Below are 21,425 nucleotides of genomic sequence, written 5' to 3'. Positions count from 1 at the left end.
ATGTATTGCCCACACAATTCACATGATTTCTATTCTTGACCCAAGCTGCAAAGCTGGTAGAGGTAAAACTGATAATAACTAGGCCTAAGACAACTTTTTTCATATGGGACATGAACATAGAATTGCTCCTTTAGTAGATTGTTATATCCTCAGAGTGAGTATAGTTGAATTTCTCTGATTTGCTTATTTATGTTCAGTGGGTTCGTTTTTGGAGCATTATGTGCCGTGCTTTTTACTTCTATGAGGGAGAGAGGAGCTGTCAAGAAATTTTGCCAGGGCTCGTCGGTTGGGCGTTAGCCTCATGTACTTATTTAAGGTTGAGCGGTAGGCTGCTTGATGTTGGCTGGGCTCTTAGGCCCAGCATTGGGTGTGGCACAAACTGTGTTTGCTGGACTTTTCAGCCCAGCTTACCCCTTACGCTATAATTTTTTCCTTAAGTAAGCGCCATTGAACCTTTGGACCACCTCCTAAAACAAACTTTCTTCTACTGGTGCCATTTGTCCTTGATCATTGCTAGCGTTATAAACCAATGCTGGATCTTCCTCTGCTGGAATTTCTTTTTGACGGAAATATTCAATAATCCCATTGGGCTGATTAGGTCTAGCCAATAAACCACTACTTGGGTCAATACGTACTGCAACTACATCTTCAGGTTGCTTCATGTCATGCTCAGGCTTATCTTTCAATGCTACTTTCATGAAGTCAATCCACAAGGGGAGGGCAAGATTTGCTGCGTATTCATGCAATGATTTTGGATTATCAAAACCTATCCATGAAGTAACAACTAAATCACCATTAAATCCAGCAAACCAAGCATCTACTTGATCGTTTGTTGTTCCAGTTTTACCGGCAATATCTTGACGATTAAGTACTCTTGCTGCTCTTGCTGTACCGTGCTGAATTACATCTTTTAAGGCGGAAGTCATTAGATAAGCAATGTCTGCAGGAATTACCCTTGGCGCTAAGGCTGAATGATCAACACTCATATCGCACTGGGAGCAGGCAACAGAAGGCTTCGCTTGCAGCAAAACTTTACCATCTTTATCGGTGATGTGATCGATTAGATAAGGTTCTACTTTATAACCACCATTAGCAAATACGGCATAGGCAGCGGTTAAGTCCATAGGACTAATTGATAAGCTTCCTAAGGCAAGAGACAAGCCTCTTGGCAAGGTTTTCTTGTTAAAGCCAAAACGAGCCAGGAAGTCGATAGAATAATTAATACCAATATCATCCAGAATACGAATTGATACTAGGTTTTTCGATTGAACTAAAGCTTGTTTTAAGCGTGTTGGCCCATTGAATTTTAAATTAACATTATGAGGACGCCATAAATTGGGCTGACTTGGATCATCCACAACAATCGGCGCATCGTTAATTAAGGTAGCCAAGCTATAACCGTTATTTAATGCCGCTGCATAAACAAAGGGCTTAAAGCTTGAGCCAGGTTGTCTACTTGATTGAGTGGCTCGGTTAAATTTACTTTTTTGGAAGTTAAATCCACCAACCAATACTTCAATAGCACCATTGTTAGGATTTAAGGCAACCATAGCTGATTCAGCTTCAGGTATTTGTGCTAATTCCCAATGTTCTTTGGTGGAATGTACATAGACTATGTCACCTACTGCCACAACTTGCATGGCTTTAGTTGGGGTTTTCCCCATCCATCCACTTTTAAGTGCAGGCCTGGCCCAAGATAAACCTGACCAGGGAATAATTACGGTATGCCCATTTTGTAAGGTTACGGTTGCTGCACGGTCATGAACCTCAGTCACTACTGCTGGAACCAAATGATTCAGCGCAGGGTATTTTTCCAAATTCTTTTGGATAGCGCTTAATGATTTACTGTCTTGCTCACCGATAGTGGCAATGGGACCGCGATAACCATGGCGGTGATCGTAGGCGATCAAATTCTTTTCTACAACCTGATTTGCTGTATTTTGTAGATTACCGTCAATGCTCGTGTACACCTTGTAGCCTTTAGTATAGGCATCAGGACCAAAGTTATCGTATAAGGATTGACGAATCATTTCAGCAACATAAGGCGCGCTGACTTTAATGTCAGTGCCATGATATTTGGCTGTGATTGGCTGGCTAATCGCATTTTGGTATTGCTCTTCAGTAATGTATTTCTCTTCCCGAAGGCGTTCTAATACGTGGTCGCGACGTTTTTTAGCTGCGAGTGGATTTGCGATAGGATTTTGTGTTGATGGTGCCTGAGGAAGTCCTGCTAGCATTGCCAGCTCAGCTAAATTAAGTTCTTTTAGGGACTTACCATAATAAACCATGGCTGCCGCTCCCACGCCATAAGCACGGTTACCTAAATAAATACGGTTCAAATAGAGCTCTAGGATTTTTTCTTTGCTTAGTTCGCGGTCTATTTTTATAGCCAACATGATTTCATTGAATTTACGTAAAAAGGTTTTTTTACGCGACAGGAAAAAATTCCGTGCTACCTGCATGGTGATAGTACTACCACCTTGAGACTTGGTTCCTGTGCGAACCATACGTACGGCGGCACGACCTAATCCCATGATGTCAACACCAGGATGTTCAAAAAAGCGTTGATCTTCAGTGGCAACTAGTGCATGGATTAATGTTTGTGGTATTTCCTCATAAGTTACAGGAATACGTTTTTTCTCACCATACTCTTGAATCAACAAACCTTCTTTACTGAAAATCTGCAAGGGAACTTGCAATTGCACTGTTTTCAATGAGTCTACATTGGGGAGCTGGCTTTCTAGGTAAAGGTATACGAAGCTACCTGCAACTAATAAAAGGAAAAACAGGCTCATTAGCGCCCATAGACCTTTACGCCAGAAATATGCCATTTTTTTCATAGAGTCATGTTGTTTAAAATGAAATTAGGGGCGTATTATACCGTGATTCCTCATAAGATTGCGAGTTTTGTACAAAAAAGAGCAGAATTTTGCAATTAGGTTAGATTATTTAGAGGGCGTAGCCCTTATTAGCGCAGTATAATAAAGGTATTGGAGCCACGACATCCCGTATGGTTAATACGGGATATGCATCCTGAGTTAATTAAAGATCCACTGTTGAGGAGGATGTAGTACTTGGTTGCTTACCCTGATCTTCGTTTATTGCTCTATTGAAGTTTTGGTAGAATAGCAGTGAAGAAGGTCTTCCATAGAATGGCATGAGACCATTAGGAATAACTTGCCTTACTTTTTCCTCTCTAAGTACTTTTACTTCCTGCTGCAATTTTTCATTTTCTGCGCTTTGTTTAGAAATTCTAGCTTCGGCCTCTTTTAATGCTTCTTCTGTTTCATTGAGTTTAGCTTCTAGCATTTTACGTTCTTGCGCATCAACTTCTATTTTTTGTTCAAGTTCATTAATGATGTTTTGTAATTGCTGTAGCTTTTCTTCTTTTTCTCTAAGTTTTTCCTCTAAAAGCTTCAGCTCCACATCCAAACGATCGCGTTCTTGGCCATGTTGTTCTTTCAGCTCGTGTATGGTCGTTTGTAATTCTTTATGGCGAGCCGCCATCAGTGCATGTTGATGCCCTTCACAGATATGTTCTGCAACAATTCTGATTTCACTCGAAGTGGATGACTCTGTAAGATTAAATCTATCTAATAACTCCACTTTAACAAGATCCCCTGAATTGCATAAAGGAGAACTCTTTAGCATGCCAAACATATTGGTAACGCCTACAGAGTCAATCATGCCATGTAGACCTAATTTAGTTACAATGGGATCATTGAATTTTTTGATGCGAGCTTCATAAACTGATGCTTTCTGAGTGATTAATAGGCCTTTAAAGTCCATAAGCAACATCGCTATTTTGTTCTTATATTCATCAAATTCGCTATTTGTTGACTCATCATCTGTTTCTAAAAAAGGAGTGGTGCGCAGAGATACCTCTTTAAGTGTTTTTATTTCATCTTTGATAAATGTAAGTAAATCAATGCGCCTAAAGTCTGCATATTGTTTGGTACATTCTACATTTAATTTTGCAAATTCCTGGTCAAAATCTTCTAATTGTAATAGTTTTATTGCATATTCACGAGAGGCTTTTTTCACTGCTGTAGGCTCGGTTTCTTTAATACAGACATTGATTTTTTGGCTGTCGTGATAACGAATTAAAATTGTCGCAAGCGATGTAATTAAGTCATTTAATGAATGGGCCATCTAACTCTTCCTCCATAAAACAAATGTGAAATTCCCTGACAGATTGATTCTTCACTATATTAAATGTTTTCTTGGAGTTCAAGATATTTGGGACGTAAAAAAAAATATTCAATTTGTTATAAAGTTACGATACTATTCGCGGCTAGATTTATGGAGTTTTTGTGATGCATAGGCTACTCAATGGAATACGAGGCCTGCATAACATGGTTCAACCTAAGCGTAATTTAATTATAGGACTGGATATAACCTCAACAGCGATAACTATGTTGGCACTGTCCGAGGGTGATGGAGTACTTTGCGTCGAATGTTATGGGCGCGAACTCTTATCGTCTAATGCTTTGGGAGCCATTGATGCAGTCCCCATTATAATTAAAAGACTGGCTCATCAGTTGCCACCTCATTACAAGCAGGTCGCTTTGGCGCTTCCTGACGCGGCGATTATAAGTAAAATAATCCCGATAAATGCTTATTTAAATGATACTGAAATCGAGGAATTGGTTTATCTCGAAGCGGATAAATACATTCCTTATCCTATAAATGAAATCTATCTTGATTTCGTAATTATTGGGCCTTCAATAAAAAATCCCTCTTTAGTTGATGTGCTCATGGTTGCTTCACGTGCTGAACAGGTAATTAATCAGGTTGCTTTGGTAAACAAAGCGGGTTTGCAAGCACATAGTGTGGATGTTGCCTCTTATGCTGTCGTACGAGCAACACAACAATTGAGCCATGATTTACCTGCCGGAGTGCTTGATAAAACAATGGCTGTTATTCTGCTTAATGCGCAGGGCATCAACGTGTTTGTGTTACAGAAAATGGCACTGATTTACTCTCGAGAAACACAAGTAGCTAGTATGCAATTACCTACTGATATAGAGACTCTTAAAGAATATCTTGCCGTGCAAGTAAATCATACGCTGCATTTTTTTTACTCGGTGAGTCAAGAGCCAAATGTGGCGCATATTGTATTAGGCGGTGGTTTGGCCTCGACGTTCGGGTTAGTAAGTCTAGTCCAGGAGCACACGGGAATTATGACCACTATCGCGAACCCATTCTCTCATATGGTCATTGGAAAAGGGGTTGATAAGAATGCGCTTTATCGTGACGCTCCAGAATTGATGGTAGTTTGCGGATTAGCACTAAGGAATATAGCCTAACATGATGGTCCAAATTAACTTATTACCTTGGCGTGAATACAAACGTCAACAAGAAAAAAGAGCATTTATCATAAGGTTAAGTCTTGGCAGCATCCTTGCACTATTAACGACATTCTCAATTAATTATTATGTATTGAATTTAACAAATAATCAGCAAATCAGAAACCAGATGCTGCGGCAGGAGCTTACTGTTTATGACGGACAGATAAAAGAATTAAAAATCTTGGAAAAGACACGGGCCAGGCTCTTGTCGCAAATTTCCGCAGTTCATCACTTACTTTCAAAGCGCAGGCTGATTGTTCATTTATTTAATGAGTTAACTTGGATTGTTCCGACAGGTGTATATTTGCGTAAAGTGGAAGAAAAAGACGATGTGATTTCCCTATTTGGTTATGCTAAGTCCAATATTGATGTTTCTTGGACCTTGCAAAATATGGTGCATAACGAATGGATTCAGCACCCAATTCTTCATGTGGTTAAACAGGTAGACGATAAGCAGCCTATAAATAATGGCTTTAAATTAACATTCATTCTTGGACCTAAATACTCAGTTGGTGCCCAATTATGAGTCGTATTTCTTTTCATGAGCTAACCTTAGAAACAATGGGACAGTGGCCAAAATCAGTGAAGACAGGCATGTTGTTAGGTCTGAGTGGTTTAATTCTCATTTTGGGATATTGTTTGGTAATTCATGACAATCTCTCTAGTTATATGGAATTACACGCTCAAGAAATTATTTTGAAAGCAGATTTTGAAACCAAGCAACGACAGGTGGTTAATTTAGATGCTTACCGTCATCAGCTATTTAAGCTGAAGGAGCAGTTTACTCCCTTACTTAGATACTTACCGGTAGACAATGAACTTTATGGTTTATTGGAGAAAATTTCGAAAATCGGAATGATTTCTGGCCTTAAGTTTCTTTTATTTGCCCCTCAGGCTGAGGAAGTGCATGGATTTTATACCATATTGCCAATAAAAATTTCTATTGAGGGAGATTATTTTCAATTGGCATCATTTCTAAGTCAAATAACAACCATGGAGCGTATTGTTACTTTTCATGATTTTAGTATTAAAGGGGGGCTGTCACATTGTAATCAACCAGCCTGTGACGAGGTGTTGGTGATGAATGCCACCGCTAAAATATACCGCTACCGTAATCAATAAATGAATTATAAGCCGCAAATTACAATCTGTATATTTTCCTTATTATTAGGAGCTTGCTCCAACGATAATCATGATTTAGCACAGTATATTCAACGGGTGAAACAGCAAAAACAACGCGCAGCGCCCGCTAATCCGTTATTAAAGCAAGAACCTCTTTTTAAATTACCTAATGCCATGAAGCGACGGAATCCATTTAAACCAACTGATTTACAAAAGCCATATTTACGGGCTGGAAAAAGGTATTTAGATGCTCATCCTTTGAATTCACTAAAATTAGTTGGAGTCTTAATACAAGGGGCTAGGCGCAGGGGGTTAATTGTTGGGCCTGAAACGTCGATCACTCAAGTGAGAGTGGGTGATTATCTAGGAAAAGAGAGGGGGCGCATTGTAGCTATTAACCTGGATGAAATCAGTTTGGAAAAAACCATTAAGAGCAGTTCAGGAGCTTTGGAAAAGCATAGAGCTACTCTGAAATTGCATACAGAAAAACAGGAGTAAAGGTGCAAAAGATTATCGTATTCATCAGTTTAATAGTTGCTAGCTTTACGGAGGTATTTGCGCAGAATAGTTTATATCCCCCAAATTTAAGCCGCCGCCCTGTGCTACTGCAAAAGCAGGAAGCTAAAAAAAGCCTTGTTGCCGGTAAACATATTTCGCTTAATTTTCAAAACATCAGTGTTCGTGCCGTATTGCAGATTATTGCTGAGTTTACTCATTTGAATATTGTAGTAAGTAAGCGGGTGAGTGGGAATATTACTTTGAGTTTAAATGATATTCCTTGGGAGCAAGCCTTGGATATTATTTTAACGACGCATGGCTTGGAGATGCATGCTGCAAATAATGTCATCTTGATTGACACTAAAACAGCGAGAAGGAAGCTTGAAGCTTCATACATTAAAAATCGACAGCAGGCTGTCCTGGTTCGTTCCGAACTAGTACAAATCAATTATGCTAAAGCGATCGATATAGTCGCTTTGCTCAAAGATGGTCAAAACTCGATGCTTTCGGAACAGGGGAAGATTAGCGCTGATGTTCGTACTAACTCTATTTGGATTCAGGATCGCGTTGATAAAATTACCGCGGTTCGGAAGTTAGTGAATCAGTTGGATGTGCCGGTCAAGCAAGTTTTAATTGAGGCGCGTATTGTTGAAGTATCGAAAGACTTTTCGCGTGATTTAGGGATTCGTTGGGGTGTTTCAAAACCAGGCAGACTGAGTGGTACTTTGGCCGGTGTGAATCAAATGGGGCAGGGAATCCCGCCTGCTGATGTTAATCCCTATTCACAACGATTAAATTTAGATTTGGTTGCCGTACCCATTGCGGGAATGAATCCTGCTTCTGTCGGTATTGCGCTTGCAAAACTTAGCGATAACATTCTACTGGATTTGGAGCTTTCTGCTTTGGAAAGTGAGGGCCGTGCTGAATTAATTTCCAGCCCAAGATTGATAGCGACTAATCAGCAACCGGCGGTAATTAATTCTGGCCAAGAAATACCTTATCAAGAGGCTATGGCTAGTGGCGCTACGTCGGTTTCTTTTAAAAAAGCTGTTTTGAGCTTAAAAGTAACGCCACAAATTACTCCAGATAGTAAAATTCTAATGGAATTAAAAATTAATCAAGATACGGCATCCGCACAACTATTTAATGGGGTTCCTGCTATACTTACAAAGGAAATTAAGACAAATGTGCTAGTAAGTAATGGTCAGACTATTGTTCTTGGGGGTATTTACCAGCAGGACAAGAGTAAGACAATCACGAGAATACCTTTTTTAGGGCAGCTGCCTGTTGTTGGGAATTTATTTCGAAATACGCAAGTTTCATTGAAAAATGATGAATTGCTTATTTTTATTACACCAAAAGTAATAAATTCCTTGGTTAATACTTCCTCAGGAAAGTAAAATATATATAAGGACTGTCATTTAGTCCTGAAAGAAGGATTGGTAGGTGTCTATTTGTAAATTTAGGCGTAAAATCGATATAAAAAATAGTATTATTTCTTATATCTAACTCATATTAAATAATTTTATGGGTTTTTATCCTGTATTTGTGTAGAATATTCAACGTAGTTTTAGGAATAATTGATAATTCTCCTACAAATAGCACAGTTAATGACTGCGAATAGTGGGATTTATTGTTATAATAACATGTTTAATTTATGACACCACAGTAGAAAGAGGTATGTAATAAAAAATGAGCATAGTTAAAGTACGAAATATTTTTCTGATTGGGCCTATGGGTGCTGGAAAGAGCACAATTGGTCGTGCTTTGGCAAAGGAGCTCAAATTAGAATTTTTTGATTCAGATGAGGTCATTGAAGAGCGCGCAGGTGCAGATATATCTTGGATCTTTGATATTGAAGGCGAGGAAGGGTTTAGACGCCGTGAACAAAAAGTTATTGATGAGTTAACGCAAAAGACTAATATCGTTTTGGCCACTGGTGGTGGAGTTGTAATTACGCCTGAAAATAGAAACGCGCTTGCTGGACGAGGGACTGTTATATACCTCAAAACATCATTACAGCAACAATTTGAGCGAACCAAGCGTGATACCAAACGCCCCTTGTTGCAAACGAATGACCTTGAAGGAAGATTAGAATCACTAAGAGATGAGCGTGAGCCATTCTATGATGAGTTAGCCGACGTAAGTTTTGAAACAGATAAATTAACAGTTAAAGCGGTGGCAAATAATATAATAAAATATATTTATGGCGAACTTTAAGGTTAATGAACAGGTTGATGTTTCATTAACCGGGCATTGTTATTCCATTAGTATATGTCGCGATGGTTTGGGCTGCGCTGATTGGTTGCGAACCTTCGTGAAGTCTCCGCAAGCTCTTGTTGTCACGAACTACACTGTTGCGCCACTTTATTTAAACTACATACAATCTGCATTAAGCGACATTCAATGCGATGTAGTTATTTTAGACGATGGGGAACAGCATAAAAATCAACACAGTTTATTTGCCATTTATGATGCATTAATTCAAAATAAACATCATCGTGATACCACAATTATTGCCTTAGGTGGCGGAGTAATTGGTGATATGGCTGGTTTTGCTGCCGCAACCTATCAACGTGGGGTTGGATTTATTCAAATACCAACTACCTTATTAGCCCAGGTTGATGCTTCAGTTGGGGGAAAAACAGCAATTAATCATCCTCAAGGTAAAAATTTAATTGGCAGTTTTTATCAGCCGCAAGCCGTGTTAATTGATATTGCCACCTTAGACACCTTACCCGAACGGGAGTTTCGCGCAGGTGTTGCGGAGATAATTAAATATGGTCTGCTTGCTGGTGGGGATTTTTTAGCGAAATTAAGCCAGGCATTGAAAGAGGGTTTAACCGCGAAGAACCCAGATTTACCCCAGCTTATTGCGGCATGTTGCCAGATTAAAGCTCGTTTTGTGGAAACGGATGAAAAAGAAAGAGGTCAGCGTGCTTTATTAAATCTTGGCCATACATTTGCTCATGCTTTGGAAGCTTACACTCAGTATCAGCAATGGTTGCACGGCGAGGCCGTCGCCATAGGATTATATTGCGCCGCGGTGTTATCTCATAAAATCGGTTTAATTAATGAGGAGTTAGTCAATTCCGTTGAACAAATGTTACGTGATGCGGGACTACCTCATAAAATTCCAGCGACTATTGATTTGCACAAATTAAGAGAGCTAATGAGTTTAGATAAAAAAATTAAAAATAATTGTTTACGTTTTGTGCTGATTAGAAATCCAGGAGATTGTTATCTGGAAGAACAGGTAACAGAAGATAGTTTATATGATACGCTGAGTGTTGCAGTTGAAGGAGAGTAAAAATGAGGGATGGATTGTTTCAGTCTGAGTTAGCAGCTGTAGTACAACCTAGAACATTGTTAAAGCCAGAATCATGGTTGTCAAAGATTGAGTTCATTAATCATTTGATTCTTTTTAATAATACGCTGATTACCGTATTGTCTGAAAAGGCCGGGGGCAAAACTTCATTTGCCTCGTTACTGCAAGAGAATTTAGATCCGCAAATAAATCCACTAGTAATCACCATAAAAGCCCCCTGCAATCGCGAAGGAATCATTAGTAGTATCGCTGACCAATTTCACTTGAAGCAGGATGAACATACAGATATGTCCTCTTTGGTGGCGCAAATTAATGAGCGTAGAGCGCATGTTCTTTTGATGATTGATGATGCTCAACATTTACCTGAAGTATTTATCAAAGAGGTTATGTTAGCGATTAAAAATCAGGAAAATTTTAATTTTTTTCATCTGTGTTTATTCTCCGACTACTCGATTGTTGCTGCGTTAAATGGTTTTTCAGCATCATTTTTTAATGGGTTAGTCCATACGATAGAGTTAGGAGTATTAACTGAAGTTGAAACGAGAACTTATGTGCTTGAACGGGCTACAGCTTCTCGTTTAATTACCAAGCCACTTTCCGAAGTCCAGCTTAAAAAAATTTATCAGTTAACTAAGGGAAATGTGGCTAAAATTAATTCGAGTCTCGAATCATTCATTTTTAACTTTGCCCATAAGAAAGAACTCTCGACTCTTGATATGGTGAAAAAATTCAGCATTCCGGTGGGGAGTGCAGTTCTTTCGACGCTTTGTTGTTTATTTATTGTTAAGGCCTTTAATCAAGAGCCCCCCATAAATAGAGTCAATACCGCTACTAAACCCGTACAACAAACAGTATTAGCCAGCCAAATTCCGTCATGGCAAGATTCCGCTACACGAGAATTGGTTGAGCATAAAATAGCTGTAAAACAAAATTTAGATTTAATTGGAAATGAAGTAAATGGCGCCGTAATCACTCAGCTAGAACAGGCGCAAAGGCACGCTAAGATTGATCGCAACAAAGCCGCTATTGCTCGAGCTTTGCAAGAAAAATTATATACAATTCAATTGGTTGCGAGCACTGATAAAATTGATATGAAACGTTATATCAAAAGCAATAAATTACTTTATTCCACTGCAAAATTAAATCATTACAAAGAGCATAATGTTGTCTGGTATGTGCTTACTATCGGGGAATACAGCAATATGACTGATGCACAGGATTCTATTAAAAAATTGCCTCCATCATTGAAGCGGCTTAATCCCTGGGTACGGCCCATTGCGACATTGGGCTAGTTTGCAAATCCCTAGGTGGGACCCAATCTACAGGTTATAAAGATAATTCATGGATAATGGCAGTGAGGTGCTAATAAATACCTACGTCGAACTTCCTCTATAAGTATCCGGCACCGTGTCATTAGATGGAGCATTATTTTCATTAGTATCAGGAACTTCGGAAAAAAATGTAATAGGCTTAGACTTTCTTTTTTTAAGTAGAGGCTCTTGATAGGCAAACTCCGGATTTCCTTCTCTCATTCTTCTCGGCCTATTAGGAGGATTTTCTAAATCGTAGTCTACATCCATTCGCTCTGGAGATGCACCAGCCGCATATTTTAATTGCTGGATTAAATTCTGTTGCTGATGTTCATTCAGCAATTGCTCAAAGTTTTTACTAGATTCTAATCGTAGAGAAAGATGCTCTTTTGTCAACAGACCTTGATCAGCTAATTTTTGCAATAACTCAAATTGTTGGTGTTTAACAAGGAACTTGAGAGGGGATTTAGTGCCTCTTGTTATCCGAACCTCTTCATTAATATCTTCTTCAGTTAATAGCTGATGATCGATTAATTTAGCTAGCGCAGAAAATTCTTTTTTTTCTGCAAGTACTAGTACATTGATTGCTTTTTTTTCGAGGAGTGATTTAATTAAATCAAACCTCTCTGCTTGAAAAAGCAAATCTAGAGCTGTTTTTCCTTTATAAGTACCACTTCCTGCTTTAGCAATGAATTGCTCTGTTTTAAGTAATTGTTTATCAAGTAAATTTTTTAATAAATCTATTTGATTATAAAGGATTAAAATCCAAATACTATTTTGTTGATAATGCACCCCCGCTTCAATTCTATAACTCAAATGCTGAGGTTGAATAGCCCCCTCTGCTAATAACGAGCCAAGAATCTCCCATTTTTGGGCCATAGCAAGTTGTGTCGTAGTTAATGAGCCATTTCGAAAAAGTTGCTTAATCAGGTCCGTTTGATTTTGGGTGTACAATATTTTTAAAGCAGGAGTTTTAAGATGGGGTGATACGCGTAGAAGCATTGCTTCAGAAATTAAACCTTTATCAGATAGTTTGCCAATCAAGTCAAATTGTTGATTTGAAGCTAATAGACAAATGGTTTTCTCTATATCTACATGTTTATGAGGACCTACTAGTGCATAATTGAGAGGATAACGAAAATGGTCTGGGCCTAATACATCGTGCTGAAGTAATGAGTTTAATAGCTCATATTCTTTATTTAGCGCCAGTTTATAGGTATCAATTATTCCGCATTCACCGAGCTGCTTCAATACGTCAAATTTTTCAGCTCTATGGAATGAGCGCACAACCTGAAGATCCACAACAAATGAAAATGCTTTTTGGGGTTGATGTTGATTACGAATGATTTCTTCTATGAGCTCCACATTAGAGCAAGACAACAAATAAGCAACATCAACATCAGGATCACTAAGACATTGTACCAATTCGTTTCTATAGTAGGGGTAATGTGTCCATAATTGATTAACTAGCTCGATTCCTTGGGTCTCAAGGACAGGATGCCGTTCGACTTGCTCTCGCGTAAAGGGCTTTCTTGTTCTAAGATATGGTGCAAAAAATTGGTGTGGGGTACAACTTTTTATTTCTGAACCTTCTTCAATCCAGATAAACGATTCAGCGTAGTTTAGGGTTCTAGGGGCATCTTCTAGTGTTACTATATTGGATGTTGTGTTCCACTTACAAAATAATTTGTAGAATTGTTTGATGGTCGTTACATGGATCTCAGTTTCATTAATTGGCTTGGGGCTAAGTAGTAATCCATCTTCATCACTTTGCATTATTGAGTGCATATCAATCGTCATTAAAGGGCTGTAACGATCATTAAATGGCTTAATAAGTTTTTCTGCATTACTAATGAAATCAGCAGACCATTCTACCATTTTTTTATCTTTAAATAAGGTTTCCTGGAGTGGCAGGAGATCCAGCAGCATTTGCTCTGTTAAAAAGCGAATTACGACCTGAGGAGTTAGTTGGGCGTTTAGATACGCTATGAGTTCGTCTGAATATTTTTCAGAGCCAGGGGTTTTAATATTATCATTTCTTTTAGCCACACCATAGCTATCAGTTACAACATCATAGAAGGCGTTAGCAAGATGGATTTCATTGCCTGGTTGTATGTTGAAGTGGTTCAAATTGATAAAATTCAATATTTGTTGCTGAATCAGTTTTTTCTTAGCTGATGCTATAGTTTGATCTAGGCCTGTTGCGGCTTTTAAATCATCTTTAGCATCAATAATGTTGGTTAAGGTGCCATCTCCACATACCACAATCCCTTCCTGGAGGTTCATTAAAACATTTTTTTTACTATCAAATGGTATTCGTTCATCGTGTAATAATAGGTATAATTCTTCTAGGGACTTTTTACCCTCACTAAAAAGTATGGCAGCACGAATACTAAAAAAATCATCTGGATCAAATAAACGATAGTAAAATAATCTAATTGCTGAAATTCCTTGTGGATCGTCACTTCTTACTCTTATTAGTGGAACATGATTAGCAACGCACCATCTTCTAATGCTGGCTAGTATTTGCTCATACTGATTTTTGAATGAGTCGTAAGAAGGCCCCGTTTTAAATGCTAGTAATTGAGCATGTGTATTCGGATCATCTGTAGCGTTAAAATAGATCGGCGTTTGCCCTTGATATAGAGCAGAAAAATGTTCTTTATTAACTGGTTCTATCGTTTGATTTCTTTTAAGAAAGCTCGTATCGAATATAAAATTGGGCATAAAGAATATTATTTGGTTTGTTTGATTTAAGTTTACACTAATAGGGCGAAAAAAGAAGTTTATGCCTTATTTTATTCTTTTCGGTGGTAAGCCATCGTTGATATGAGGAACACCACCATCTGAGGAGCTTACTACGAAGGATCTCTTGAATTTGCCATGATACCCATTTTTAACGTGTGTGCTTCATTCAGGAGATCCATCACTCTATACGGACGACATTGCTACACTTTACTTCGATTTGATTTGTTCAATACGATCATTTGCGGCCTGATATATTTCCTTAAAGCTGGTGAAAAAATTTTCCGTATCTAATGCCTTTAATGAGTGTTCGGTAATACCATGGGGGGTCGTTACTCCGGCTCGTAATTTAGCAAAAGAATAGTTCGACTGCCTTGCCAAGGCTGCTGCGCCACTTACTACATCAATGGCTATTTTTTCTGCTAACTCTTCAGGAATATTTTGACTGACTGCTGCCTTTTGTAGTGCCTCCATGAACAAGAATACATAAGCCGGAGCACTGCCAATAGCCGCTGTCAGAGGGTCTAATAGTTGTTCTTTATCAACCCAGAATGCAGAGCCTACAGCGTTAAAGAGTGCCTCAGTTATTTTTTTATGGGCATGCGTGGCACATGAGTTTGCAAACAGGGCAGAAGTTCCTTTGCAAAATTCCATGGGGGTATTGGTCATAACTCGGATGATACTTAAATCCGGGCCCCCAAGCCATTGAGCAATTTGTTCTATTTCCGTTACTCCTGCCAATGAAATAATGAGTGGTTTTTTCATTTGCACTTTTGCGGCGATTTCTTGACATACATCCTGCATAAATTGAGGCTTTACTGCAAGTATAAGCAGTTCTGCGGCATCGACGGCCTCGTTATTTGTTGTTGCTGGTAAAACAGCCAACTCATTCACCAAACGACTTAATTTATCCTGGCTGCGATTGCTGACTGTAATGGATTGAGCGGGATAGCCACTTTTGATTAGCCCGCATAGCAACGCGCGGCCAAGATGGCCCGCACCGATGAGGGAAATAGATTGTTTATCGTTCATGTTTCTACCTAGGAGTATTGTTTAAATATTTTCTTAGCGCTTTCTACACCTGGTTGATCAAATGAATTAATGTTCCAGATTACTCCTTGCACAAAAATTTTATGCTCATACAAGGCAATAAGCGCGCCGAGAGTTCTAGGAGAGGAATCGGCTAAGGAAATGTGATTTACCGGGAGCTCCCCTTGGATATAGCTGTAAGGATTATCCTCTGTAGCAACTCCTTGGGTGAGTACCTTTCGATGGCCAAGACACATTTTGTTAATAGGTTCTTGATCAAAAATTTTTACACTAATTAAATCTGCTGAAATTTTGCGAGTTCCCTGACACAGTAGCTGATAATAACTATGCTGGGCATGATTTCCGGGACCACCCCAAATAATTGGGCCTGTATCGTAATTAACTCGCTGACCTTGTTTATTCACTGATTTTCCATTGCTTTCCATATCGAGTTGTTGCAGGTAGGGAACCAGGAATTTTAAATCTTCAGAATAGGTCAGCATTAATAAGTTATTATTATCTAAAAAGTTGATATTCCAAATCCCTAATAAGCCTAAAAGAACGGGTAAGTTTTTGGAAAACTCAGTAGTTTTGAAATGCTGATCCATGCTATTCGCGCCATCAAGGAGAGCAGAAAAATGCTCATAGCCTATAGCAATACATGTAATTAAATTAATGGAAGAGCAAACAGAATAACGACCACCAACCCAATCCCAAATGGGAAGAATTTGCTTAAAGCCCAATTCACGGGCCCTTTCTACATTAGCGGTGATGGCAATAAAATGTTTATCTACATGTTGGTCTAGATTCATCCACGCCAAAGCTTTCTCCATGTTATATACAGTTTCTGGCGTCGTGAATGATTTTGAGGAAACAATGAACAGAGTCGTCTCTGGATTTAATTTGGCGCTAACGCGTGTAAATGCATTCGGATCTACTTCCGCGACAAAGTGAAAATTTAATTGACTCGTGACATAATCGCTAAGAGCATCAACGCAAAAGAAGGGGCCAAGCATAGAGCCGCCAATTCCTAAATTAACAACATCCGTAATCGGTTTACCCGTATAACCTAACCATTTTCCCTCTCTAATTTGAGTGGAAATAGTCTTCATTTTTTGGCGCACATCGGTGACATTAGAAACTACATTATGCCCATTAACATAAATTTTATCCTGCTCTTGAGCACGCAAAGCAGTATGTAAGGCGGGGCGGTCTTCTGTATTATTAATGCGTTCACCTTCAAACAGGGCAAGCATATGCTCAGATAATTTGCTTTCATGAGCAAGTTCAAGTAAAAGGTTTAATATTGAGTCACTAATTGGCTGTCCACTATAATCCAGTGTCAGGTGCTCGCTTGAAACGTATGCGTTTTGTGGGGCAGAAGATTTCGGTAAACTAGGGGCGCATCTTTTAAGCTTTTTCCATGAGTTTAGTTCAGTTGGGCGATTCATTCTTTCTCTCTCATTGTTATATGTTGCCGAAAGCTACGGGTAACTGCCCCTAGTTTCTACCTGGGGTTCGGTGTTAACCTATTCAAGTTAACAGCAAAAGCTATAGATTTTACGGATTATTTTTAAACTATGCACTTAAAATTTGTTAGCTCAGATGGTTTTTCTGATATTTTTTAGATAGGTGGTTGTTAAATGTATTCTTTGGATTGGTCGCGGGTTTATGGTTTACCACAATCTACCGCACATTTAAAATGCGTACCTGAAGATTTTCAGGTTAACGAATTCTTTGATACTCCTTTTAGTGGTCAAGGCGAACATATTCTATTAAGGATAGAAAAAAGTGGTTTGAATACTGAAGAGGTTGTGAAATCTCTTGCCTCGTTAATTCATAAGCCAGTTAAAATGATTAGTTATGCCGGATTAAAAGACCGTCAAGCATTAACCACTCAATGGCTAAGCGTGCATGCTCCAGGAGAAGAAATTCCGGGGATTGAACAGCTTTCAGCACCGGGGTGGCGGGTTCTGGAATGCACCCGTCATCATAAAAAACTTAAGCCAGGATTTTTAACGGGCAACCAGTTTATTATTCGTTTGCGTGATCTTACTGATGAGGCCGCGTTTTTACAGCGCGTAGAAGCAATTAAAAAAGCCGGTGTACCTAATTATTTTGGTGAACAACGATTTGGCCATGATGCAGGTAATTTAAGTCGGGCCGAAGAGATGCTGGTGCAAGGGCGTAAAGTAAAAGATCGTTTTCGTAAAGGAATGTATTGCTCGGCTGCGCGTTCATGGATTTTTAATTTAATTTTGGCGCATCGTGTTAGTGAACGAAATTGGAATACTCCTTTGACCGGCGATGTGATGCAACTTAGTGGTTCAAAGAGTATTTTTGTCATTGATGAGGTACAAGAAGAATTAATGCAGCGCATTCGGGATAAAGATATTTCCCCTGCCAGTCCTTTGCCTGGAAAAAGTAAGCATAAGGTTCAGGGAGAGGCTTCAGCGTTGATCGATAAAATCTATGCTGATTGGCAACCCTGGTTGGCTGGATTAGAACGTGTGGGATTGGAGGAAGCATGGCGGGCAAATATTTTGCATGTGGAACAATTTGATTGTGTAATTCAAGACAAGGTTGCTGAGTTGTCTTTTATTTTACCTGCTGGGTCTTATGCCACGGCGGTATTAAGGGAGCTTGTTTTATATTAGTGAATGATGTTAAAAACATCATTCACTAATATTTTAATCTAAATATTTATAGATAACTTCCGTTGTATAAGCTAATTGCTCTTCGGTATGCATATAATTAATAAATAACCTAATTCGTGCCAAATCTCTTTCTACAGCAGGATAAATAATCGGATGCGTATATATTCCTTGCTGACGCAAGTTTAGGCAGAGTTGTACTGTTTTTTTCTCATCTCCGATGATAATAGGAATAATAGGAGTATTCTCACTAGCTCCCGTATTTATCCCATGTTTTTTTAAATCAAGAAGTAGTTTTTGCGCATTTTTTTGTAATAGTTGGGGTCTATGAGGTTCATTCTTTAATAGTTGAATGCTAGCCAGAGCTGCTGTCGTGTTCGCGGGAGATATTCCGGCAGAAAAGACAAAACCGGCACAACTGTAACGAATGTAATCCATTAATTCTTTTTTACCCGAAATATATCCACCACAGCTAGCAAATGCCTTACTAAGGGTGCCCATCCAGAGTTCAATATCATTTGCGGACAAATTAAAATATTCTCGGATTCCCTCGCCATGTTCGCCGAGGACACCAATAGAATGGGCCTCATCGATCATTAAATGTGCATTATATTGGTTTTTTACTTTGATAAACTCGGGAACATTCGGGATATCTCCATCCATACTGTAAATACCTTCAATTAAAACAAGAGCTCGCCTGTAATGAGAACGTTCTGCCTCCATTAATTTGGCTAAGGTATTAAAATCATTATGAGGAAAGGGGATACGCTTTGCTTTAGAGAAAATAGCACCTTGTAAAGAGCTATTATGGATTAAAATATCATGGAAGATAACATCTTCGATACCGAATAAATGGGTAATGACTGATACGTTGGTCGCGTGTCCTGCAGAAAATACGACAGAGTCCTCTGTGCCAATCAACTCTGAAATGGCTTGTTCTAACTCCATATGAACGAGTTTTTGCCCGGAAACTAACCGGCTTGCTGATACCGAGGTACCGTAATTATTAATCGCTTCACTAGTCATTTTGATGACACGCTCATCACCAGAATAACCTAAATAATTGTATCCAGAAAAATTAATGAGGCTTTTTTCCTCTAACTGAATGCAGTTATCAGAAATTCCTGAGATTGCATTAAAATATAATTGATTAGCGACTTCTCCCAGCATAGTGCGAGTTTGATGTATTTTTTGATATTCAGGTAAGTGTTTTAACTCCATCCATTGTTGTTGCTCTTCTGAAGAGTAAACTTTAGTAGGTATCGAGTGGTTTATAGATTTTTCTGGAATTTTACTTCTTTTAAGTTGTCTCTGGATGAGTTCAATTAAAGAGCCTACGTCAGAAATAGCCAAAATGTCTTGAATTGGTAATTCAATCTGTTCGGGGAACTCCAATTGCAAGCGGCCAACTAGTTCGGCCATGAGCAATGAGTCAAAACCTAATTCAGCAAAAGAGCTGTCTTTTGAGATGTTTTCCATAGGCGTATTACGCAACAATTGGTGAATAGAATTAAAAATGAGTGACGATACATTATTATGGGAAGACTCTTTTTCCAATTGCTCAGGAGGAATGACTCTTGGTTCTTCTTCATTAGGTATCGAATTGTGCTGATAGGTAAATAAAGTAGGTAGCTCTTTGTTGATGAATAATTGCTTCATTTCTCGGCGCCTTACTTTACCACTAGTCGTTTTTTTCAATGTTCTTGGTTCTAATAAAGTAATTACATCTGGAGCTATTCGTTGAGATTGGATTAAGTGTTTTTTTATCAGATCGCAAATTTCCACATAATTATTTTTAGTTTTTATTTCAACTAATACGATTAATTGTTCTTGTTGCCCACTATCAACTGAAAAAACATTCACACAGCCTACACGGATATTGGTATGTACTTGTTCAACAACATGTTCAAGGTCTTGAGGATAGAAGTTTTTTCCACGAATAATAATCAGATCTTTTATTCTGCCGGTTACATAAAGTTGATTATCTTTAATAAAACCTAAATCTCCTGTTCTAAGATACGAATTATCTTGGCCCTCAAATTTTGTTTGAAAAATCTCATCGTTATCTTGATTCCAGTATCCTGGATTCACACTAAGGCTCGAAACCCATATTTCGCCAATTAATTGTTCTTCTAGAATTATATTGCTTTGAGGGTCGACAATAAGTATTTGATGTTGATTTATACTGGGATCAATATCTCCGCTGCTTACGAGTTCTTGGCAATCCTCATCGAGCGAATCCCTGATTTTAATTCGGCCGGCTTGTAGCTCATATTTGTCAATGATTAGTGATTTAAATTGAGGCTGTATATTTTTTGTGGTAACAAATAAAGTGGATTCGGCTAAACCATAACTGGGATAGAAACTTTCAATTTTAAAGCCACATTCTTTAAAGCAATTATGAAATTGGCGTAAAGTCGATATTCTTATTGGCTCTGCTGAATTAACAGCGACCCGCCAATGGCTCAAATCTAATTTCGCTTTTTCTAACTCAGTTACTTTGGAAACACAAAGACTATAGGCAAAATTAGGTGCAGCCGAAATGGTGCAACGATATTTTGACATTCCTTGTAGCCAGCTTAATGGTTCGGTCAAAAAGTGAAATGGGGAATCAATAATAGTATAAAGACCCGTGTAGATGGGGGTCAAAATGCAACCGATAAGTCCCATATCATGGTATTGAGGTAACCAGCTGTATAAACTATCTTTGTCTTCTTGGATGTTCAGGACGTATTGTATTAATTGAATGTTATGCAGCACACTTTGATGAGTAACGACTACGCCTTTAGGTGTACCTGTCGAACCTGAGGTATATTGCAAAAATAAAGGCGCTTGGAGATCAATAGGGGCTAAAGAAAAATTATCTACTGAAATAGCTAGGTTATCGGTAGTTAGCCATTGTAAAGAAAAAAAGTGCGACTCCCAAAGTGGAGTAAATTTTGATATTAAATTTTTACCAAATTTATTCACTATCGATCCAACGATTGGTTTTTTACTTAATTGATTGATTAGTTTTAATTTGTTGAGCTGATTGTTGAGCTCTTTTGTAGTTAGGCACACTACAGGCTTTGCATTGTCGATAATGAGCTTTAATTTATGCGCTGTTTCTAAATTCACTGGGGGAATGACCGGAACAATAATCATACCGGCATAGGCACAGCCGATAAAACTAGTAATAAATTCTAATCCAGGAGGGTAGACTAATAAAACGGTGTCCCCTGGATTACCGAACGAGCGTAGTAAGGTCGCTATCTGCTTTGCTTGATAATCAAGTTCCCCATAAGTAATTGATTGCTCAGGTTTATTGGGGTGCAAATAAGTGAAGATTTTTTTATGTGGCTGTTCAGCCGCTTTTTTGTAAAATAAGCTGATTAAATCAGTACTCATA

The 21,425-nt window shown here is 38.5% G+C and carries 14 protein-coding genes and 1 pseudogene; 9 read left to right on the top strand and 6 right to left on the bottom strand.

Annotation, left to right across the window (positions count from 1 at the left end; translation table 11 throughout):
- Nucleotides 1–467: 467 nt before the first annotated feature.
- On the bottom strand, nt 468–2,840 hold the full coding sequence (locus E1P08_RS04535; protein ID WP_133135798.1) for a penicillin-binding protein 1A: 2,373 nt from the start codon (nt 2,838–2,840) through the stop codon (nt 468–470).
- Nucleotides 2,841–3,042: 202 nt separating this feature from the next.
- Complete coding sequence (locus E1P08_RS04530) at nt 3,043–4,152, bottom strand: AAA family ATPase (protein WP_133135797.1); 1,110 nt, start codon at nt 4,150–4,152, stop codon at nt 3,043–3,045.
- 164 nt (nt 4,153–4,316) lie between these two features.
- Here E1P08_RS04530 and pilM point away from each other — a divergent pair, with 164 nt between their 5' ends.
- The 8 genes and pseudogenes from pilM to E1P08_RS04490 all read left to right on the top strand — a co-directional run bounded on the left by pilM (nt 4,317) and on the right by E1P08_RS04490 (nt 11,591).
- Nucleotides 4,317–5,309: a type IV pilus assembly protein PilM gene (pilM, locus tag E1P08_RS04525; protein ID WP_207387336.1), complete on the top strand. Its 993-nt coding sequence runs from the start codon at nt 4,317–4,319 to the stop codon at nt 5,307–5,309.
- Nucleotide 5,310: 1 nt separating this feature from the next.
- On the top strand, nt 5,311–5,877 hold the full coding sequence (locus tag E1P08_RS04520; protein ID WP_133135796.1) for a PilN domain-containing protein: 567 nt from the start codon (nt 5,311–5,313) through the stop codon (nt 5,875–5,877).
- Nucleotides 5,874–6,473, top strand: coding sequence for a type IV pilus inner membrane component PilO (locus E1P08_RS04515; protein WP_133135795.1), 600 nt, complete (start codon nt 5,874–5,876; stop codon nt 6,471–6,473). Before E1P08_RS04520 ends, E1P08_RS04515 begins: the two co-directional genes overlap by 4 nt.
- Nucleotides 6,474–6,971 (top strand): pilus assembly protein PilP, encoded by a 498-nt coding sequence (locus E1P08_RS04510; RefSeq protein ID WP_133135794.1) that lies wholly within the window; start codon nt 6,474–6,476, stop codon nt 6,969–6,971.
- A 107-nt stretch (nt 6,972–7,078) separates the two neighbouring features.
- Nucleotides 7,079–8,371: pseudogene (locus tag E1P08_RS04505) on the top strand (type IV pilus secretin PilQ); the annotation flags it as partial.
- A gap of 292 nt (nt 8,372–8,663) precedes the next feature.
- On the top strand, nt 8,664–9,191 hold the full coding sequence (gene aroK / locus E1P08_RS04500) for a shikimate kinase AroK (RefSeq protein ID WP_040534720.1): 528 nt from the start codon (nt 8,664–8,666) through the stop codon (nt 9,189–9,191).
- Complete coding sequence (gene aroB / locus E1P08_RS04495) at nt 9,178–10,281, top strand: 3-dehydroquinate synthase (protein ID WP_133135792.1); 1,104 nt, start codon at nt 9,178–9,180, stop codon at nt 10,279–10,281. The genes aroK and aroB overlap by 14 nt, the downstream gene beginning before the upstream one ends.
- A gap of 2 nt (nt 10,282–10,283) precedes the next feature.
- Nucleotides 10,284–11,591 carry an SPOR domain-containing protein gene (locus E1P08_RS04490; RefSeq protein ID WP_133135791.1) on the top strand — a complete coding sequence of 436 codons (1,308 nt, stop codon included), beginning with the start codon at nt 10,284–10,286 and terminating at the stop codon, nt 11,589–11,591.
- 81 nt (nt 11,592–11,672) lie between these two features.
- Here E1P08_RS04490 and E1P08_RS04485 read toward each other — a convergent pair whose 3' ends face one another.
- The 3 genes from E1P08_RS04485 to pgi all read right to left on the bottom strand — a co-directional run bounded on the left by E1P08_RS04485 (nt 11,673) and on the right by pgi (nt 16,834).
- Entirely contained in the window at nt 11,673–14,336 is a 2,664-nt protein-coding gene (locus E1P08_RS04485) for a hypothetical protein (protein WP_133135790.1), read from the bottom strand.
- A 228-nt stretch (nt 14,337–14,564) separates the two neighbouring features.
- A complete protein-coding gene (gene proC / locus E1P08_RS04480) occupies nt 14,565–15,386 on the bottom strand; it encodes a pyrroline-5-carboxylate reductase (protein ID WP_133135789.1) in 822 nt (273 codons plus the stop codon).
- An 8-nt stretch (nt 15,387–15,394) separates the two neighbouring features.
- Nucleotides 15,395–16,834: a glucose-6-phosphate isomerase gene (pgi, locus tag E1P08_RS04475; RefSeq protein WP_133135788.1), complete on the bottom strand. Its 1,440-nt coding sequence runs from the start codon at nt 16,832–16,834 to the stop codon at nt 15,395–15,397.
- A 192-nt stretch (nt 16,835–17,026) separates the two neighbouring features.
- On the opposite strand from pgi, the gene truD reads away from it, so the two are divergent.
- Nucleotides 17,027–18,040, top strand: coding sequence for a tRNA pseudouridine(13) synthase TruD (gene truD, locus E1P08_RS04470; RefSeq protein ID WP_133135787.1), 1,014 nt, complete (start codon nt 17,027–17,029; stop codon nt 18,038–18,040).
- A gap of 33 nt (nt 18,041–18,073) precedes the next feature.
- Here truD and E1P08_RS04465 read toward each other — a convergent pair whose 3' ends face one another.
- Complete coding sequence (locus E1P08_RS04465) at nt 18,074–21,424, bottom strand: aminotransferase class I/II-fold pyridoxal phosphate-dependent enzyme (RefSeq protein WP_133135786.1); 3,351 nt, start codon at nt 21,422–21,424, stop codon at nt 18,074–18,076.
- Between the last annotated feature and the right edge of the window lies 1 nt (nt 21,425).

Origin of the sequence: Legionella rowbothamii (genome assembly GCF_900639985.1) — a bacterium.
GTDB classification, from domain to species: domain Bacteria; phylum Pseudomonadota; class Gammaproteobacteria; order Legionellales; family Legionellaceae; genus Legionella; species Legionella rowbothamii.
The sequence above is the reverse complement of the archived record's forward strand: the minus strand, read 5'-3'. Positions and strand labels throughout refer to the sequence as shown.

What these genes read in the sequence shown, in the direction of transcription:
- E1P08_RS04485 (WP_133135790.1), bottom strand. Translation starts at nt 14,336, where the DNA reads ATGCCCAATTTTATATTCGATACGAGCTTTCTTAAAAGAAATCAAACG.
- E1P08_RS04465 (WP_133135786.1), bottom strand. Translation starts at nt 21,424, where the DNA reads ATGAGTACTGATTTAATCAGCTTATTTTACAAAAAAGCGGCTGAACAG.
- aroK (WP_040534720.1), top strand. Translation starts at nt 8,664, where the DNA reads ATGAGCATAGTTAAAGTACGAAATATTTTTCTGATTGGGCCTATGGGT.
- aroB (WP_133135792.1), top strand. Translation starts at nt 9,178, where the DNA reads ATGGCGAACTTTAAGGTTAATGAACAGGTTGATGTTTCATTAACCGGG.
- E1P08_RS04535 (WP_133135798.1), bottom strand. Translation starts at nt 2,840, where the DNA reads ATGAAAAAAATGGCATATTTCTGGCGTAAAGGTCTATGGGCGCTAATG.
- truD (WP_133135787.1), top strand. Translation starts at nt 17,027, where the DNA reads ATGTATTCTTTGGATTGGTCGCGGGTTTATGGTTTACCACAATCTACC.
- E1P08_RS04515 (WP_133135795.1), top strand. Translation starts at nt 5,874, where the DNA reads ATGAGTCGTATTTCTTTTCATGAGCTAACCTTAGAAACAATGGGACAG.
- E1P08_RS04490 (WP_133135791.1), top strand. Translation starts at nt 10,284, where the DNA reads ATGAGGGATGGATTGTTTCAGTCTGAGTTAGCAGCTGTAGTACAACCT.
- E1P08_RS04530 (WP_133135797.1), bottom strand. Translation starts at nt 4,152, where the DNA reads ATGGCCCATTCATTAAATGACTTAATTACATCGCTTGCGACAATTTTA.
- pgi (WP_133135788.1), bottom strand. Translation starts at nt 16,834, where the DNA reads ATGAATCGCCCAACTGAACTAAACTCATGGAAAAAGCTTAAAAGATGC.
- E1P08_RS04520 (WP_133135796.1), top strand. Translation starts at nt 5,311, where the DNA reads ATGATGGTCCAAATTAACTTATTACCTTGGCGTGAATACAAACGTCAA.
- proC (WP_133135789.1), bottom strand. Translation starts at nt 15,386, where the DNA reads ATGAACGATAAACAATCTATTTCCCTCATCGGTGCGGGCCATCTTGGC.
- E1P08_RS04510 (WP_133135794.1), top strand. Translation starts at nt 6,474, where the DNA reads ATGAATTATAAGCCGCAAATTACAATCTGTATATTTTCCTTATTATTA.
- pilM (WP_207387336.1), top strand. Translation starts at nt 4,317, where the DNA reads ATGCATAGGCTACTCAATGGAATACGAGGCCTGCATAACATGGTTCAA.